We start from the raw sequence: 16695 nt of genomic DNA on the forward strand, positions 1-16695 counted from the left end.
ATGGCGAAAGTACTGGTTATTGGTGGACACGGGAAAATCGCACTACTCACAGAGCCGATGCTCGTCGCTGGCGGGCACGATACGACGGCCGTAGTTCGTAATCGCGATCATGTATCGGATGTCGAATCCACTGGCGCTAGGGCGAGGGTGGCCGACATCGAAATGCTCGATCAACCACCACAGGTCGACGAAATGGTCGCCGGTTACGACGTGGTGGTGTGGTCCGCAGGTGCCGGCGGTGGAAATCCTGCGCGTACCAAAGCCGTTGATCAGGACGCGGCGCTGCGCGTGTTGGACGCCGTCGTCCGGTCCGGAGCACGGTTCATCATGGTCTCCTACTTCGGCTCGACTCGCACGCACGGTGTGCCAGCAGACAACGGCTTCTACGCGTACGCCGAAGCGAAGTCGATCGTTGACGAAGCGATCCGCGACAGCGTCGCCGATTGGGTGATCCTGGCCCCCTCGGGGCTCACTCTCGAGAGTGAGGGCGGTATCGAACTGGATCCGTCCACCGGCGCCGAGGCCAGCGGCTCTGTGGCTGCAGGCCAGATTCCGCGCGCGACGGTAGCCCGATTGATCGCTGAAGTCGTCGACCGAGGCGATCTGAACAGTGTGACGCTGCGCTGCAATGGCGGTGACAAGCCGATCGCCGACGCACTCGCGTAGCAGTCCGGCACTACACCGATCGCCGAGGCGCTCGGCTAGCGGTGCGGTGGCGTGATCAGGCGCCGCCGCGACAGGCCGAACGCGAGCATCGCCAACGCCAGCACCTCCAGTACCAGCAGCACCCGCTCGCTCAACCCGAGTGGAACGGCGCGATACCAGGGCACGCCGTCCCGCTCGGCGATCATGATCTGCACACCGAGATAGCCCAGATAGGCGTACGCCGCGACGGCGAAACCTAGCGCCGCGTGCGCGACCCAGCCCATCCCGCGTCGGCGCGCCCCCCGCACCAACAGCGCCACCGCCAGTGGCAGCGCGAAGAACGCGATGAGGCTACCCGCTCGATGCAGGTGGCCGCTGAGCGACGGGCCGACGGACCAATTGTGCTTCGGGAACACCGCCACCATGGCCATTCCGATGATCCACAGAATCATCAGCCAGGCACCGGTATGCCTGATGCTCGTCATGCCGCGACGTAACATCCCCATGAGCACTGCGATCGAGCCGATGATGAGCGCGATCACCGCCGTGGTGAACGTGATGGGATGCGTGAAGACGTACCCGGAGATGGTGCTGCCATGGATCCCTTCACCCACGACGAGATCCAGCCAGGCGCACAGCACCGCTGCCGCCATCACGCCAATCAGGCCGACTACGCCGGTGACCCGGTCGGCGGTAGGTGTCGGGTTCCTGTCACCGTCTGACAGTGCCAGCCCACTCGTCGCGTCGGTCAGGGTCATCGTGATTCCTCATATCATCGGCTCAGATGACCATCTAGATTATGCGCGCGGCGACGAATGGCGGTTACGAGATGACGGAATCATTCCCACTACTGGTGTCGGCCGCCTGGCTGAACGAGCACCTCGACTCTGTGAAAGTCCTGGACTGCACGACGCACATGGTCCCGCAGCCGGTCGGACCGTCGAAGATTTCCTCCGGTCGGCCCGATTTCGATCGTGGTCATATTCCCGGCGCCGATCACGTGGACATGGTCGAAGACCTGTCTGATCCGGACGGTGAATTCCCGTATACCCTGCCCGGCAGCGGGCAGATCGAGCAGCTACTCGGCTCGCTCGCGATTCAAGCTGGCGACCACATCGTGCTGTACACGACAGGGCAACTGATGGTCGCCACTCGCGCCTGGTATGTGCTGCGGGCGATGGGGCATGAGCGGGTATCGATCCTCAACGGCGGTCTGCAGGCGTGGACCGATGCCGGGTACCCCGTCGAGACGTCCGGGCCAGGCGAATCAACGTCCAGCGACAGCCAGCCAACTGGTGGTTCCGAGACGAGCGCGTCAGCAGGCGGCACCGATGAGTCGGCGGGCGCCGGCCTCACTTCCGCGCTCGGTGCGATTGCTACGGGGACTGCCGCACTCGGCGATCGGACATCGGTAGTTTCGGTGGACCTCCCGCAGCGACCACCCTCGACGTACTCGGCATCGCCGGATCAGTCTCGGTACGCGGGCAAGGCGGATGTCGCCGCCGCCGCTGATGGGACCGTGATCGTAAACGCGCTGTCGGCCGAGCAGTACGCCGGGACGGGCGGTGCTCACTACGGCCGACCGGGCCGGATCCCAGGAAGCGTCAGCGTGCCGACGGCGTCCATCCTGACCGATGACGGCCGCGCCTTTGCTCCTGTGGAGACGATCCGCGCCAGGTTCGCCGAACAAGGAGTCGGCACCGATACACCAGTCATCACCTACTGCGGCGGCGGGATCGCCGCGACCGTGGATGCCTTCGCGCTCGCGCTCATCGGGAATGATCACTGGTCCGTGTATGACAACTCACTGCTCGAGTGGTCCACGGACCCAGCCTGCCCCATGGAAACCGACTAGTTCCGCGGCCCCGCTCTCGAGGCCGATACCGACCTCGCGGGCGGGTATCCCCTCGCGAGCGGGTAGATCCCGCAGACACGCGACAGATCGGCGAACGCGGGGATCGGCCGCGGACACTGGGATAAGCCGCGCGAGCGGGCCGCGGGGTCGGCTGCGCGAGCCGCCATCGGCACCGAGCGCGGGGAAAGTTCCCCACTGTCGATACGCGAAACCTACTTCCGAGCGACAACCCCACCGCCGACGCCACTAGGAGGAACCGACGAGCGCGGGAATCGGCATCGAGCGCTCGTCCGTGTCGAGCGCAGGATCGACACGGAGCGCTGGGGTCGGTACCGAGCGCGGGGAAAGTTCCCCACTGTCGATACGCGAATCCCACGTTCGCGCGACAACCCCGCCGCCGATGGACGCCGACCTCCGCACCCATCCACGGATACTTGCGCGTAGCGCGGTCGCGCCTCGAGACGCCACCGGACGCCGCGGGACGCCGCGAGACGCCGTGGGACCCGTGGGACGCCGACGTCCCTACCCATCCACGGACATCAGCGCGGGAGTTACCACTCGCTAGTCGGACGGAGCAGTCTTCTTCGCAGCTGTCTTCTTCGCCGCCGCCTTCTTCACGGTCGCCGTCTTAGCCGTAGTTTTCTTCACGGTCGCCGTCTTAGCCGTAGTTTTCTTCGCGGCCGTCTTCTTAGCCGCAGTCGTCTTCTTGGCCGTCGTTTTCTTAGCAGCCGTCTTCTTCGCAGTCGTTTTCTTTGCGGCTGCCTTCTTCGTCGTCTTCTTGGCTTTTTTGGCCGGTCCGCGAGCGCGCCGGTCCGCGAGTAACTCCGCGGCCCGCTCATCCGTGAGTTCCTCGACCGAGTCGTCTTTGCGCAGCGAAGCGTTGTACTCGCCATCGGTGACGTACGGCCCGAAACGACCGTCCTTGACGATCATCTTCTTACCGCTGGCCGGATCCTCACCCAGTTCCTTCAGCGGCGGCTTTGCGGCTGCGCGGCCCCGCTGTTTCGGCTGCGCCAGGATCGCCAGCGCCTCCTCCAACGTGAGGGTGAGCAACTGTTCTTCGGACTCGATTGATCGAGTGTCCGTGCCCTTCTTGATGTACGGGCCGTAGCGGCCGTTCAGCGCAAGGATCTCGTTGCCTTCGGCGTCCGCGCCGACGCTGCGCGGCAACTGCAACAGCCGCAGCGCATCGTCGATCGTGATCTCCTCGAGTGACATCGACTTAAACAGTGAGGCTGTCCGCGCCGGGGTCTTCGAGTCTTCTGGCGGCACGGTGGAGACGTATGGTCCGTAGCGTCCCGACTTCGCCACGACGGGGAAACCCGACTCGGGATCCGTGCCGAGTTCCCGATCTCCCGACGGGGCCGATAGGAGTTCTTCGATCTTCTCGGGCGTCAATTCATCCGGCGCCAGGTTGTCGGGCAAGGAAGCGCGCTGCTCGGAGTCCGGTCCACCCTTCTGCAGGTACGGACCATAACGTCCGACGCGGACGACGACGTCCTCGCCGACCGGGATGGAGTTGATACCGCGGGCGTCAATTTCGCCGAGGTTATCGGCGACGAGTTTCTTCAGGCCGCCGATCGCGCCGATTCCGGCGGTATTACCGCCGTCGCCGCCGAAGTAGAAACGGGTGAGCCAGTCGACCCGGCTACGGGCGCCCTCGGCGATGCGGTCCAGATCCTCCTCAACCTCAGCGGTGAACTGGTAGTCGATCAGTCGGGTGAAGTGTTTCTCCATCAGCCCCACGACAGCGAATGCGGTGAAGGACGGCACCAGCGCGGAGCCCCTTTTCCATACATATCCGCGATCCTGAATCGTCTGAATAATCGCGGCGTACGTCGCCGGACGACCGATTCCGAGTTCTTCCAGCGCCTGGACCAGCGTGGGCTCGGTATAGCGAGACGGCGGTGTCGTCGTGTGGCCCTTGGCGTCGAACGACTCCCCACTCACCTGCTGACCGCGCTCGACGCGCGGCATCCGACGCTCTTCGTCGTCACCTCCGGCCTGCTCATCGTCACGACCTTCGACGTACGCGCGCAGGAACCCCGGGAAGGTAATTGTCGTACCACTCGCACCGAACTCGGCCGTCTCACCACTGGAGGACGTGCCGGTGAGCCGGATCGACACCGTCTGCCCGACAGCATCGGCCATCTGGGAAGCGATCGTGCGCATCCAGATCAGTTCGTACAGCCTGAACTCATCCGAGGACATCGAGCGCGCGACCTGGCCCGGCGTACGGAATTCGTCGCCGGCCGGCCGGATTGCCTCGTGTGCCTCCTGCGCGTTCTTCACCTTGCGCTGGTAGCGCCGCGGCTCGGTCGGAACGTATGCGTCGCCGTACAACTCGCGCGCCTGAGTTCGGGCGGCGCTCAGCGCCGTGTCCGAAAGCGTGGTCGAGTCGGTACGCATGTACGTGATGAAGCCGTTTTCGTACAGCCGCTGGGCGGTACGCATGGTCTGCTGCGAGGTCCAGCGCAACTTGCGGCCTGCCTCCTGCTGCAGGGTCGAGGTCATGAACGGCGCCGCAGGGCGGCGACGGTACGGCTTCTCATCGACGCGAGCAATCTTGAAATCTGCGCCGTCGAGGCGTGCGATCAGGCCCCGCGCACCGGCCTCATCGAGGTGCAGTACGTCGGTGCGAGCGAGCCCGGTGTCTGGGTTGAAGTCACGCCCAATCGCCACGCGAACGTCGTCCACCGACTGCAGTGTCGCCTTGAATGAGGTCGGTTCACTGGGGTCTTCGGGCTTCAGGCCGGTGCCGAATACGCCGGATACGGACCAATAGTCGGCGGCTTTGAACTTCATCCGAAGGCGCTCGCGCTCGACCACGATCCGAGTGGCTACGGATTGCACCCGGCCGGCAGACAGCCCCTGGCCAACCTTGCGCCACAGCACCGGTGAGACTTCGTAGCCGTAGAGCCGGTCCAAGATGCGGCGGGTCTCCTGCGCCTCGACCATGTCGTAGTTCAGTTCGCGGGTGTTCTCGATCGCCTCACGGATCGCCTGCGGGGTGATCTCGTGGAACACCATGCGGTGCACGGGAACCTTCGGCTTCAGCAACTCGATCAGGTGCCACGCGATGGCCTCGCCTTCGCGGTCCTCATCCGTGGCGAGGTACAGGGTGTCGGCCTGCTTCAACAGGTTTTTCAGCTTGGCGACCTGCGCCTTTTTGTCCGGGCCGACTGTATAGATCGGGGTGAAGTCGTTGTCGGTGTCGACGCCCAGGCGGGCGTGCGGAAGCGACTTGAGCTTCTCCGGAAGCGGGTTGCGCTTGCTGGGTAGATCACGGACGTGGCCGAAGCTGGCTTCGACGTCGTACTGGGATCCGAGGTACCCCGAGATCATCTGCGCCTTTTTGGGCGACTCGACGATGACGAGTTTGCGGCCGCCGTTGGCCGCTGGTGTGTCCGCCAGCTCCTCGGATTCGTCGAGGTCGGTGCTGGTTGCGGATGTCGTGGAAATAGAGATCTCCCCGCTTCTTCTTTATATGTGAGCGTGTTTCGCTGGCTATAGGGTGCACTCTGCGTGCGCCTGGCGCAACGAGCGCCACGTCACGCAGGTTCCCGGAGCCTGGACGCCGTGGGCGAATGTTAAGCGTTCTGCGCTGTTATGGCCAGACATATTCCGGGGCCATATCGGGGCGCGGCCCGGTCAGCGCGGCCAGTCGCGCGAGTCGTTTGGCCGAGGTCACTCGATAGGCCGGGCCCCCTCCGCGCGGGCCGACCAGGGTTGCGGTGAGGCCTACCTCGGCGAGCGCCGCACCGGCCGGCGCCCAGCGAATTTCCTCTGACGGCGCGAGCCCGAGCAGGTAGCCGGCCTCGGTCCGGCGCCCCGCGCACAGTACCCAGAGCCGTAGCGCGGCACCTGTGAGTTTGATCGTTCTTCCGGTGCGGCGGCGACCGAGTTGCCAGCGGTCCGCGATCGGGTTCAGGCGATCGGTGAGAGCCGAGCGAACCAGCAACGCCGAACCCTCGTCGCGATTGATTTCGTAGGTCGTGTCGAGGCCGCGCGCGTCGAATTCGGCGCAGAGCGCCTCTGCCCGCCATACCTCATCCACGAGGACCGACACCCGAGCTTGGCCGTCCCGGCGCACGACATGGCCGGTGCCCAGCAACACTCCGTCGAGGTCGTCGACGGACAACTCGGCACCGTCGGACTCGAAGAGTGGGAGCTGACCTGGCACGCCACCAAGCGTAGTTGGCCATGCCGACAGCTCCGGTCGGCTCGCGGGCAGGTGGCTAGTGAGTTCGACCCCACAGACCGCTGAAGACGCAGTCCAGGAGCGTCTTTGTCGATGTATGGCGGTCGACGCCTCGCACAGACTGCGTTTTGCGCAGCATCGGCGGAGGTGTCGCCGGGTCGTGGCACCCTGAGTGGGTGCGTACGAACGAGTGGACCGGACCTTTTCTGGCTTCGGTGACGGCGGCTGACGACTCGCCGATCACGCACATCGAGCCGTTACCGGCGCACCCCGGCGCGAACAGCGATTGGCCGTCGTGGGTCCGCCCCGACGTCCGCACCGCGTACGGCGCGCTCGGCGTACAGCAACCGTGGCAGCATCAGATCGAAGCGGCCGAGCACGCGTGGCGAGGGCAATCGGTGGTGCTGGCGACCGGTACGGCAACCGGTAAGTCGTTGGGGTATCAGTTGCCCGTGCTGTGCGCGCTGCTGAACGATCGACGCGCCAGAGCGCTGTACATCTCACCGACGAAAGCACTCGCGCACGATCAACTGCGGGCGATCGACGAGTTGGATATCGATCCTGGCGGCGCGAGCGGGATCCGGGCCTCGGCGTACGACGGTGATCTGGTTCCGGACGAGCGGGACTGGGTGCGCGAGCACGCGCGTTGGATCTTCACCAACCCGGACATGCTCAGCCGCTCGGTGTTGCTGCGACACAGTCAATGGCAGATGTTCTTCCGGCGGCTGCGGTACGTCGTGATCGACGAATGTCATATCTACCGGGGCCTGTTCGGCTCCCACACCGCGCATGTGCTGCGTCGGTTACGCCGCATCTGCGCGAAGTACGGCGCGTACCCGACCTTCGTGCTCGCGTCGGCTACGTCGCGCAATCCCGCTGAGACGGCTTCGCAACTGGTCGGTATCGACTGCCTAGCGGTAACTGAGAGCACGGCACCAACGGGCGGACGGACATTCGCGCTGTGGGAACCACCGCTGACCGAGTTAACCGGTGAGCGCGGCGCGCCAATCCGGCGCAGCGCCACCGCAGAAGCGGCACGGTTGCTGGCCGACCTGGTGATCACCGGACGCCGCACGCTGGTCTTCGTACGGTCCCGACGGGCAGCCGAGATCGTAACGCTCACCGCGCGACAACATCTACGTGATGCCGGCGCAACGGAGCTGACCGACCGGGTGGCGGCGTACCGCTCGGGCTACCTGCCCTCGGAGCGGCGGGCACTGGAAGCCGCCCTGTCGAGTGGCGAACTGCTGGGCGCGGCGGCGACGACCGCATTGGAACTCGGAATAGATGTGGCGGGTCTGGACGCGGTAATCGTTGCGGGCTTCCCGGGAACGATCGCATCGATCTGGCAGCAGGTAGGCCGAGCGGGTCGACGCGCAAACGAGGCGTTGGCGGTGTTTATCGCGCGCGACGAGCCATTGGACACGTATCTGGTGCACCATCCGGAGGCCTTGTTTGATCGGCCGGTTGAGGCCACGGTGCTGGACCCCACCAATCCGCACGTCCTCGCGCCGCAACTTGCGTGTGCGGCGTACGAGTTGCCCATTACCCGCGCCGAAACCGACGAACTGTTCGGCGGCGAGGTCGCGCGCGAAGTGCTTGCACAACTGGAAAGTGATCACGTGCTGCGGCGTCGTCCGACCGGATGGTTCTATAACGCGTTGGACCGCCCGCTGGTCGATATCCGTGGTGCCGGTGCCACTGTCGCGCTCGTGGACGCCGCGTCCGGCGCAATGGTGGGCACCATCGATTCAGCGGCGGCCGACGGCACCGTGCACCCGGGTGCGGTGTATTTGCATCGCGGAGATACTTGGATCGTCGACGAACTGGACTTGGACGAGCATGTCGCGTTGATGCATCCGGAGAATCCGCCGTACTCGACGTACTCACAGGATCACAGTGATATCCGGCTTCTGGAAGTCGTCCGGTCGGTGAGCGCGGGCCCGGTCGACCTGCATCTGGTGGATGTCGAGGTCTCAAATCAGGTGGTCTCCTTTCAGAGGCGGAAAACGTCGACAAACGAAGTGTTGGATCAGACTGTGCTCGACCTGCCGGTACATCACCTGCGCACCCGAGCGGTGCTGTGGACTCTGTCCGAGGAGGCGGTCGCATCGCTGGGGCCAGTCGGCGATGTTTCAGCGATCCTTCCTGGGGCGCTGCATGCCGCCGAACATGCCTCGATCGGCATACTGCCGTTGATCGCGACCTGCGATCGATCCGATATCGGCGGTGTGTCGACCGCTATGCATCCAGACACCTTGCGTCCCAGCGTGTTCGTGTACGACGGACACGCCGGCGGCGCGGGGTTCGCCGCTCAGGGGTTCATGCGCGCGCCGCAGTGGCTCGGCGCGACGCTGCAGGCGATCGAGGCGTGCGAATGCCGCTCCGGATGCCCCAGCTGCATACAGTCTCCGAAATGCGGCAACGGGAACGATCCGTTGAGCAAAGACGGGGCCATTGCCGTACTGCGTGGTGTCCTCGATGCGCTGCGTCAGGTCGATCCGGCCGCGTTCACCGTCGAGTCGACTCCACGGTTGATCCGTTCGACGGGCTGAACCGCTCGACGGGTTGATCGCTCGGCGGGTTGATCTGCTCGACGGGATGATGGCCTCGACCGTGGGCGATTGCCGCGAGATCACGCGGACACAGTCGCGGGGTCACGTTCGATCCTCACGTGGTCAGATAGAAGCGTCATAAGTTCATGAGAACGAAGTCGCGAGTCACTCGGGAGCGCACCCCGCGTGTACATACCTCACCGCGGTACGCGCAGGATGACATCATGTCGTTCCCTCTGTTCCCCGAGATGCCGCAGCCGAAGTACGTGATGTCGCAGGAAGGTCTGCGAATCGCGACGTACACCTGGGGTGACGAAGATGCGCCCACAGTGATGGCGGTACATGGCTTCGCGTCGAACTGCCGCGACAACTGGGTCAACACAGGGTGGGTATCGCGGCTCGTTCGGTCCGGCCTCCGCGTGATGGGCGTCGACCAACGCGGGCACGGCCTGAGCGATAAACCGTACGACGCCGAGGCCTACACGATGCCCGCGCTGATCGCGGACGTCGAAGCGGTTCTCGACGTCTATCTCGTCGATCCGGTTCGCTACCTCGGGTACTCACTCGGCGCGCGGGTCGGCTGGCACGTATCAACCGAACTACAAGGCCGAGTCGAGCGCGCCGTACTAGGCGGGATTCCTGACGGACGCCCGCTCGGACGACTCGACCTCGAGCAGGCAAACGCGTACATCGCCGATGGAACACCAGTAACGGATCCAGCGACGCAGAATTACGTACGACTCGCCGAACGTGTGCCCGACAACGACCTTCGCGCGCTTGTTGCACTCGCCGGGGGAATGCGTTTCGGTGACGAGAACCCCGACATGGGCGACGCGCCGCGACAACCGACTCTCGTCGCTGCAGGCACCGTCGACTCCATCTTCGAAGACGCCAAGCACCTCGCATCTCTGCTTCCCAACGGAGCGTTCGTCGAGATTCCCGGCCGCCACCATTTCAACGCTCCAGGCGCTCGCCAGTTCAAAGACGCGGGAATTGACTTCTTGACCGCAGGCCTCACCTGAGCCGATCGCTGGGCGCTTGGACCCGCCTTCGCGCGCACGGGCCGGTCCTCCGCGAGGCGCGACCCATCGCTTCATGTGAGGCCCGCGTCGCGCATAGGCCGGTCTCGTCGCTGAGCCTCGACAGGAGGGTGGCAGCGACGATCCCGTACAGGAGGTCCACTCGGTAACGACGGTGCCCGCCCAACTTCCGGGGACAGGTCACCGCTGAACTTGCCTACGGACGCTCCAGCCCAGATCGATTCCTAAGGCTGAAGTTCGCTCGGTAGCGCGGCAAACCATTCGTCTTCCTGTCCGGGCACAACGTCGCCGAGTACTGATGTCCGCTCCGCACCCTCACCCGACCCCTACGGGCCCGGCCCGCGCGCGTGCAGTCGCCTCCCGAACCCCGAAGCCGCCCAGATCAACGGCTACGGTGCTCGTGATCAGCACCGTCTGGCCCTCGATGACACAATCAGCGAGATCCGCGCCATTGCGCTGCACGATCTCACCGGCCGCCGCGCACGGGTCGCCGTCCCCGTCAACCAGAGCTCGCGCACCGGCGAGCGCTCCCAGATCAGCTGCTGCGGCGGCGCGTTGATGCGCTACGAACGCCTTGGCCACGAACGCGGCCCCGCCGGCGACGACCCCGAGGACGACCAGCAGCGCCACCGCATACACAGTTCCGCTACCTCGATCACCCGCTCCACTACGCCGCCGGCGGCGTCTGCTCGACTCCGAAGATCGTGTACGTCGTGGACCGTCACGCATCCGCAATCGCCACGCGAGCACCGGAAGCCACGGACCAAGGATCGCCATCGATGTTCCGGGTCTAACGGACTCGGGTTCACGCAGTGCCGTTGCCTCCCCGCTGACCTCGATCTCCGCCACGGACCCACCGAGTGGGCGCACACTCACCGTGACGACGACCGTGACCGTGTCAGCCGCCGAACTCACGTCAACCACGGCGCCATCCGGCGCTGCGCGAACCGTCAATTGCTGCACCACCTCAGCGGACTCACCGCGGGCGGCGGCTCGCGCCCCTTCCCGCGCCGCCGCGACGCAACGCAGTTGACCGGCGACCGCAGCTATGACCGAGATCAATGCGGCCACAACGATGACCAACGCCGGCAGCGCGAGCGCAACCTCCGCCGTGACCATTCCGCCGTCGGGCGGCCTGCCGCGCCCCCGCCACCTCCGCAGCAACAGGCGCTTGAGGTGTCTCATCAGAGCGACGACAAAGCCTTGGTGATGAGGTCGCTGAGCGCTGAAATGATGGAGTCACCGGTCACCACTTGGTACAGGATCGCCGCGAATCCGCAGGCGGCGATGGTCCCGACGGCGTATTCGGCCGTTGTCATTCCGGCATCGGTAGCCCGCGCACGTACCGGGCCGAGCAGTCGATCCACCAGCCATAACAGCACTGCCGCGAACCCACCACGCATCTTCAGAATGCTTGAATACAACAGTTCCCGCCCCTGTCTGGTCCGGTCTGCAGTGCGGCCGGAGTGTCCTTTAGCCGTGTCGAACATCGTTTCCTCCTTCGTACTGGCAGGTGCCTCCTGCCAGTTCCTGTGGTTTCCTCGTAGCCGTTCGTCTGGCTAGAGGATGTCGCTGGCGAGACCGATCACCATCGGCACGACGCCGAGGCAGATGAATGACGGCAGGAAGCACAGCCCCAGCGGTGCCAGCACCCGTACGCCGACTTTTCGGGCACGAACCTCTGCTGCCAGTCGCCGGTCAGCGCGCAGTTGAACACCGATGGACGACCACGCATTCGCCAGCGCTGCCCCGCTGTCACTGGTTCGGATCGCCGCTCGACCAACCGCCGACAGGTCGGGTACGTCGGCTACGCCACCCCACGCATCGGCAGGCGTCTCACCTACCGCAAGGCGTCGTTCAATCTGGTCACACCGTGATCGCGACTCACTGCCGCAACTGCGAGCGGCCGAAGCCAGCGCGGAGCCCGGCGGCGCTCCCGACCGTAATAACAAGCCGGCAACCGTCAACACAAGCGGAAGCGCAGGGTCGACAACGCTCGGCTTGACCCGCGCACGCAACCTGCGAAGCGCCAGGTAGGTACCGAAAGCGGAAGCGACTCCCATGCTGATCCCCGCTATAGTCGGCTTCCACGCCACGAAGAGCAAGAACATCAGCGCAGCGAGCAGTACCGGCATGTGCCTGTCTAGGCGAGTCCCAGCAGCACCCACCCGCCGTCTGCGCACAGCCACATACGTCGTCTCCAGCGGCCAACACAGCACCGCGAACGCACCCATCAACAACACAAAACTCATCGCTGCACTCCGTTGACCATGGCGTTCGTCCACCACACTCCGGCAGCGGCGAGCACGGTTCCGGCGAGCATCGCAATCGCACCCGCACTCGTATGCATCAGCACTCGCCACGGGTCCGCTCCGATCGTTTGGCCCATTACGATCCCGAACGCAGGCAACATCGTGAGCAACACGGCCGTCGCTCGTGGACCGGCGAGCAGGCTGGTCACATCGCGACGTACGTGCGCCTGCGTCATCGCATCGTCAGCGAGAACCTCGACGGCCTCGGCCAGCGCGATTCCGGCTGAACCGCTCAGTCGCACCAACCCGGCGAGTCGGTGTACGCCGGGTACAGCGGTACGCTCCAATGCCGCGGCGGGATCATCTCCCATCTGAATGGCCTGTGCCGCGCGGGTCAGTGCCGCACACATCCGGGTATCTGCGACGGTTCCTGCAGAACGCAACGCTGCCGCAAGATCGTTGCCTGCGCGCAACTCGGCGCCGATTGCCTGCAGGGTCTCGACATCTCGGCTCAGCACGAGCGAATCCGCCCGCCGCCGCCTGCCCTGCGCCCACGATGATGCCGCGATTGCGGAGAGCACACCGGCACTGATGGCGGCATGCCACGGTGCGATGAATGCGACGGAGGCCGCGCAGATCGCCGCTACTCCGACGATCCACCGTCCCGGATGCTCGGGCACGTCCAGCGCAGCGAGCCGCTCGCGCAAGCCCACGCGAGCTGCGTCACGCTCGATCGGGTGCGCGTGACTCGGCCACAGCAGGACCGCCATCGCCAGCACCCCGAGTGCTGCTGCCGTCGCGTGCGTCATCGCCGACCCTCAAGTACGTCGGCGAGGAGGGCGACGTCCTTGGTGAATCCGCTCTCGCGGCCCCACACGGTCGTCGCTACTGGCGCGTGTTCCGTCGCTTCAAGGACGGCGATCTGATGTACGCCACGGATCCCGGCTTGATCACGACCGACATGCACGAGCACGTCGACAGCCGATGTCAGTTGCGCGTCGATAGCCTCGGCCGAAATGTCTGCGAGCATGCCCAATGCCCGGATGCGTGCCGGGACGTCCGCGACACTGTTCGCGTGCACAGTTCCCGCACCGCCTTGATGGCCGGTGTTCAGCGCCATCAACAGTTCGATCACTTCAGCGCCTCGCACCTCACCGACGACGATCCGGTCGGGACGCATACGTAGTGCCTGGCGCACGAGCATGCGCAGCGTCAACTCCCCGCTACCTTCGATATTCGACGGCCGCGACAGGATCTTGACCGTGTGCGGGTGGTGCGGGCGCAGTTCGTCGGCGTCCTCGGCGATCACGACTCGTTCGGTCGGATCAACGTGCTCCAGCAGCATCGACAAGAGCGTGGTCTTGCCCGATCCGGTGCCACCGCTGACGAGGAAAGACAGCCGTGCCCGCACGATTTCGACGAGCAAGTCAGCCACCGCGGGGTCGAGGCCATCCGCCAGGAGGTCACTCAGCGACAGCGTGCGTCGGCGCATGGTGCGCACGCTTAGCAGCGCGCAATCGGCCGCGATCGGCGGGATCACAGCGTGTAGTCGGCAGCCGTCCGGCAGTGTCGCGTCGACCCACGGGTGTGCTGCGTCCAGTCGGCGACCGGCTCGTGCCGCCAGCCGTTTAGCTAGGTCGGTGACCTCCTCGGGCCCGCCGAGTCTGATCGCGGTACGACGGAGCCCGCCGCCCTGATCCACCCAGACATCGTTGGGGCCGTTGACCAGTACGTCCGTAACATCCCACGTGTTCAGCAGAGCTTCGAGCGGTCCGGCGCCTAAGACTTCGGCTTCAGCTTCGGTCAGGACCTCAAGTAACTCACGATCACTGATCAGCCCATTGGCCTCTTCGCGGATCAGCGCGGCCAGTCGTACCGTATCGACAACATCATCGGCATCGGCGCATCTGCGTCGTACGGCCGCAATCAGCGCATCGCGGCGGGTGCCGCTCACCGAGCACTCACCAGGTCTCGGCATCGTTGCAGCAGTGCCGCGCAGTCCATGACGAACCGCTCGCTGCCCACCAGTCCGGCTCGTCCTTTGGCCACGCGCCGATCGATACCGCTGGACTCTCGGAGCCAGAAGACGTCGTCCGCGAGGTCAGTGAGTTCGGCGAACGTCGCATCCGGCAGCGCGGCGCCTCGCACGGTGCGAGCCGCCACAACGATCGGAGCTCCACTGCGCCCCGGGATGCCCCGCTCCGGCACGCTGCGCTCCGACGCTCCACCCGCTGGTTCACCGCGCAGGGCCTCCAGCGCGGCCCGGGTTGCCAACCCGCCACGCACATCAGAGACCGTGACCAGCACCGTCACATCACTCAGCTGTGCCGCCGTGTCGATCAGCCCGCTCGCAATATGCTCATCGACGATCACCAGCGACCCAAGCCCCGACGCGGCCAGCACTGCCGAACGAAGAGCGTCGGCAGGCAGCTCACGCTGCGGGTGCTCACGGTTAGCGGCGATCAGCGAGATGCCGTCGCGACTGGGTATCGAGGACGTCAGCGCCTGACCGCTGACCCGACCACGCAGATTGCTCAGTTCGGCCCAGCCGAGCCCGTCCGGGTCGAGACCGAGCAGCAGGTCGTCCCACCCCGAGCGCAGGTTGGTGTCGAGCAGGACAGCTCCATCATCACCGCCTGCCAGCGCGAGGCCGGCGGCGGTCACCGATGCGCCGCACCCTCCGGTCGATCCCATGACTCGGACCGTCAGGCCCGCGTCCGAATCCGTTGATCGCAGAGTGAGGCGCTCGGTCAGCCAGCCTTCCGACTCCACGAACGTCACCGCGTCACTGACGCCAAGGCTCACGCAATCGCGCCACGCGCCAGTCGGGATTTCCTCAGTCGCGACGACGTACACGCTGTCGCGACGCGGCGGATCCTCCCGCAGTACCCCATCGAGCGCGTCCACGCCGACGAGCACTGCATCACTCTCGCGCCAACGCGATACGGCACCGGCCGGCGCACGGACGACGGGATTCATTCCCGCCGCAGCGATGACCCGCTGCGATCGTCGGGTGATGTCGTCATCCGTCGTCACCACGAGCACATCACGCAGTTCCCTCGCCGTTGTCATGGCGCAGATACTTCGCTGTATCCGCCGCTGCGGCGAGACCATCGGCGGTAGGTGTGGAAACGCGCCCGCGCTGTGGAAAACCCGCTTGGTCGAGCCGTCGCTGTCGGCGCGATGTGCTGAATCGTGTGGGTCTACGCGGCTGAGAACCTGGTTGACCGGTCCCGCCCACCGGAGCGCCTACACTGATGGCGTGACGCCTCACCCGCGCCAGGCCGCCTTCTTCGACCTCGACAAGACCATCATCGCCAAATCAAGCGTGCTCGTTTTCGGCAAGCAGTTCTTCGCCGGGGGTCTGATAAATCGCCGCGCCGTCCTCAAAGCGACCTATGCCCAACTGGTGTTCATGGCCGGCGCGGACGATAACCAGATCGACAGCATTCGGCGACATCTGACCAAGATGATCGCTGGTTGGGACGTCGCGCAGGTGCGCTCGATCGTCGCCGAAACCTTGCACGAAGTCGTCACGCCGTTGGTGTACGACGAGGCCGCCAAGCTGATCGAGGATCACCGTGCCGCGGGCCGCGACATCGTGATCGTGTCGGCCAGTGGCGCTGAGATGGTGGAGCCGATCGGGCAGATGCTTGGCGCCGACCACGTCATCGCTACAACCATGGTCGTCGAGGACGACACGTACACCGGCGAGATCGAGTTCTACGCGTACGGACAGGCCAAGTCCGACGCGATCACTGCCTTGGCCAAGACACGCGGGTACGACCTGGATCAGTGCTACGCATATAGCGATTCGGCGTCCGACCTCCCGATGCTTTCGCTCGTCGGACATCCGTCAGTGGTCAACCCCGACAAGGCGCTGCGGGCGGCCGCGCTCGAGCGTGAGTGGCCGGTACTTCGCTTCAGCAACAGCGTGTCACTCAAGGAACGTCTCGATCGACTCGGCAAGCCGTCGACGCCGACGATAGCCAGCGGCGCAGCCGTCACCACCGCCGCAGCGATCGCCGGTATCGCGTGGTTCGAGCACCGTCGTCGTAAGCGACGCTCCAGCCGCGCGATCTAGCATTCACGTGCCTGGGCCGATCGACGGATAGCGGGCCGCGCGCATAGGCAGTCACGGGAGGAC

14 protein-coding genes are annotated in these 16695 nt (G+C 65.3%); 5 read left to right on the plus strand and 9 right to left on the minus strand.

What is annotated here, in order from left to right:
- Positions 1 to 666 (plus strand): NAD(P)H-binding protein, encoded by a 666-nt coding sequence (locus E1H16_RS02770; protein ID WP_134322141.1) that lies wholly within the window; start codon positions 1 to 3, stop codon positions 664 to 666.
- A 35-nt stretch (positions 667 to 701) separates the two neighbouring features.
- Here E1H16_RS02770 and E1H16_RS02775 read toward each other — a convergent pair whose 3' ends face one another.
- Entirely contained in the window at positions 702 to 1403 is a 702-nt protein-coding gene (locus tag E1H16_RS02775; protein ID WP_134322142.1) for a DUF998 domain-containing protein, read from the minus strand.
- A 41-nt stretch (positions 1404 to 1444) separates the two neighbouring features.
- On the opposite strand from E1H16_RS02775, the gene E1H16_RS02780 reads away from it, so the two are divergent.
- A complete protein-coding gene (locus tag E1H16_RS02780) occupies positions 1445 to 2500 on the plus strand; it encodes a sulfurtransferase (RefSeq protein WP_134322143.1) in 1056 nt (351 codons plus the stop codon).
- 561 nt (positions 2501 to 3061) lie between these two features.
- Here E1H16_RS02780 and topA read toward each other — a convergent pair.
- Together topA and E1H16_RS02790 are read right to left on the minus strand one after the other, a co-directional pair.
- Entirely contained in the window at positions 3062 to 5968 is a 2907-nt protein-coding gene (gene topA, locus E1H16_RS02785) for a type I DNA topoisomerase (RefSeq protein WP_424948520.1), read from the minus strand.
- A gap of 139 nt (positions 5969 to 6107) precedes the next feature.
- Positions 6108 to 6683, minus strand: coding sequence for a hypothetical protein (locus E1H16_RS02790; protein ID WP_134322145.1), 576 nt, complete (start codon positions 6681 to 6683; stop codon positions 6108 to 6110).
- Between the two features lie 194 nt (positions 6684 to 6877).
- Here E1H16_RS02790 and E1H16_RS02795 point away from each other — a divergent pair, with 194 nt between their 5' ends.
- Entirely contained in the window at positions 6878 to 9256 is a 2379-nt protein-coding gene (locus tag E1H16_RS02795) for a DEAD/DEAH box helicase (RefSeq protein ID WP_243837590.1), read from the plus strand.
- A 224-nt stretch (positions 9257 to 9480) separates the two neighbouring features.
- Positions 9481 to 10278, plus strand: a complete 798-nt coding sequence (locus tag E1H16_RS02800; RefSeq protein ID WP_134322146.1) for an alpha/beta fold hydrolase — start codon at positions 9481 to 9483, stop codon at positions 10276 to 10278.
- Positions 10279 to 10611: 333 nt separating this feature from the next.
- Here the strand turns inward: E1H16_RS02800 and E1H16_RS02805 are convergent, their stop codons facing one another.
- The 6 genes from E1H16_RS02805 to E1H16_RS02830 form a co-directional block, all read right to left on the minus strand.
- A complete protein-coding gene (locus E1H16_RS02805) occupies positions 10612 to 11481 on the minus strand; it encodes an Rv3654c family TadE-like protein (protein ID WP_134322147.1) in 870 nt (289 codons plus the stop codon).
- Complete coding sequence (locus E1H16_RS02810; protein ID WP_243837592.1) at positions 11481 to 11786, minus strand: DUF4244 domain-containing protein; 306 nt, start codon at positions 11784 to 11786, stop codon at positions 11481 to 11483. The genes E1H16_RS02805 and E1H16_RS02810 overlap by 1 nt, the downstream gene beginning before the upstream one ends.
- Before the next feature lie 69 nt (positions 11787 to 11855).
- The gene (locus tag E1H16_RS02815) at positions 11856 to 12548 is read right to left on the minus strand and encodes a type II secretion system F family protein (RefSeq protein ID WP_134322148.1); all 693 of its coding nucleotides are present in this window, start codon (positions 12546 to 12548) and stop codon (positions 11856 to 11858) included.
- Positions 12545 to 13357: a type II secretion system F family protein gene (locus tag E1H16_RS02820; RefSeq protein WP_134322149.1), complete on the minus strand. Its 813-nt coding sequence runs from the start codon at positions 13355 to 13357 to the stop codon at positions 12545 to 12547. Before E1H16_RS02820 ends, E1H16_RS02815 begins: the two co-directional genes overlap by 4 nt.
- On the minus strand, positions 13354 to 14502 hold the full coding sequence (locus E1H16_RS02825) for a TadA family conjugal transfer-associated ATPase (protein ID WP_166741596.1): 1149 nt from the start codon (positions 14500 to 14502) through the stop codon (positions 13354 to 13356). Before E1H16_RS02825 ends, E1H16_RS02820 begins: the two co-directional genes overlap by 4 nt.
- Positions 14499 to 15620: a CpaE-like family protein gene (locus E1H16_RS02830; protein WP_134322151.1), complete on the minus strand. Its 1122-nt coding sequence runs from the start codon at positions 15618 to 15620 to the stop codon at positions 14499 to 14501. The genes E1H16_RS02825 and E1H16_RS02830 overlap by 4 nt, the downstream gene beginning before the upstream one ends.
- A gap of 190 nt (positions 15621 to 15810) precedes the next feature.
- Here E1H16_RS02830 and E1H16_RS02835 point away from each other — a divergent pair, with 190 nt between their 5' ends.
- The gene (locus tag E1H16_RS02835) at positions 15811 to 16632 is read left to right on the plus strand and encodes an HAD family hydrolase (protein WP_243837593.1); all 822 of its coding nucleotides are present in this window, start codon (positions 15811 to 15813) and stop codon (positions 16630 to 16632) included.
- Positions 16633 to 16695: the final 63 nt, after the last annotated feature.

Source organism: Cumulibacter soli (assembly GCF_004382795.1).
GTDB lineage: Bacteria > Actinomycetota > Actinomycetes > Mycobacteriales > Antricoccaceae > Cumulibacter > Cumulibacter soli.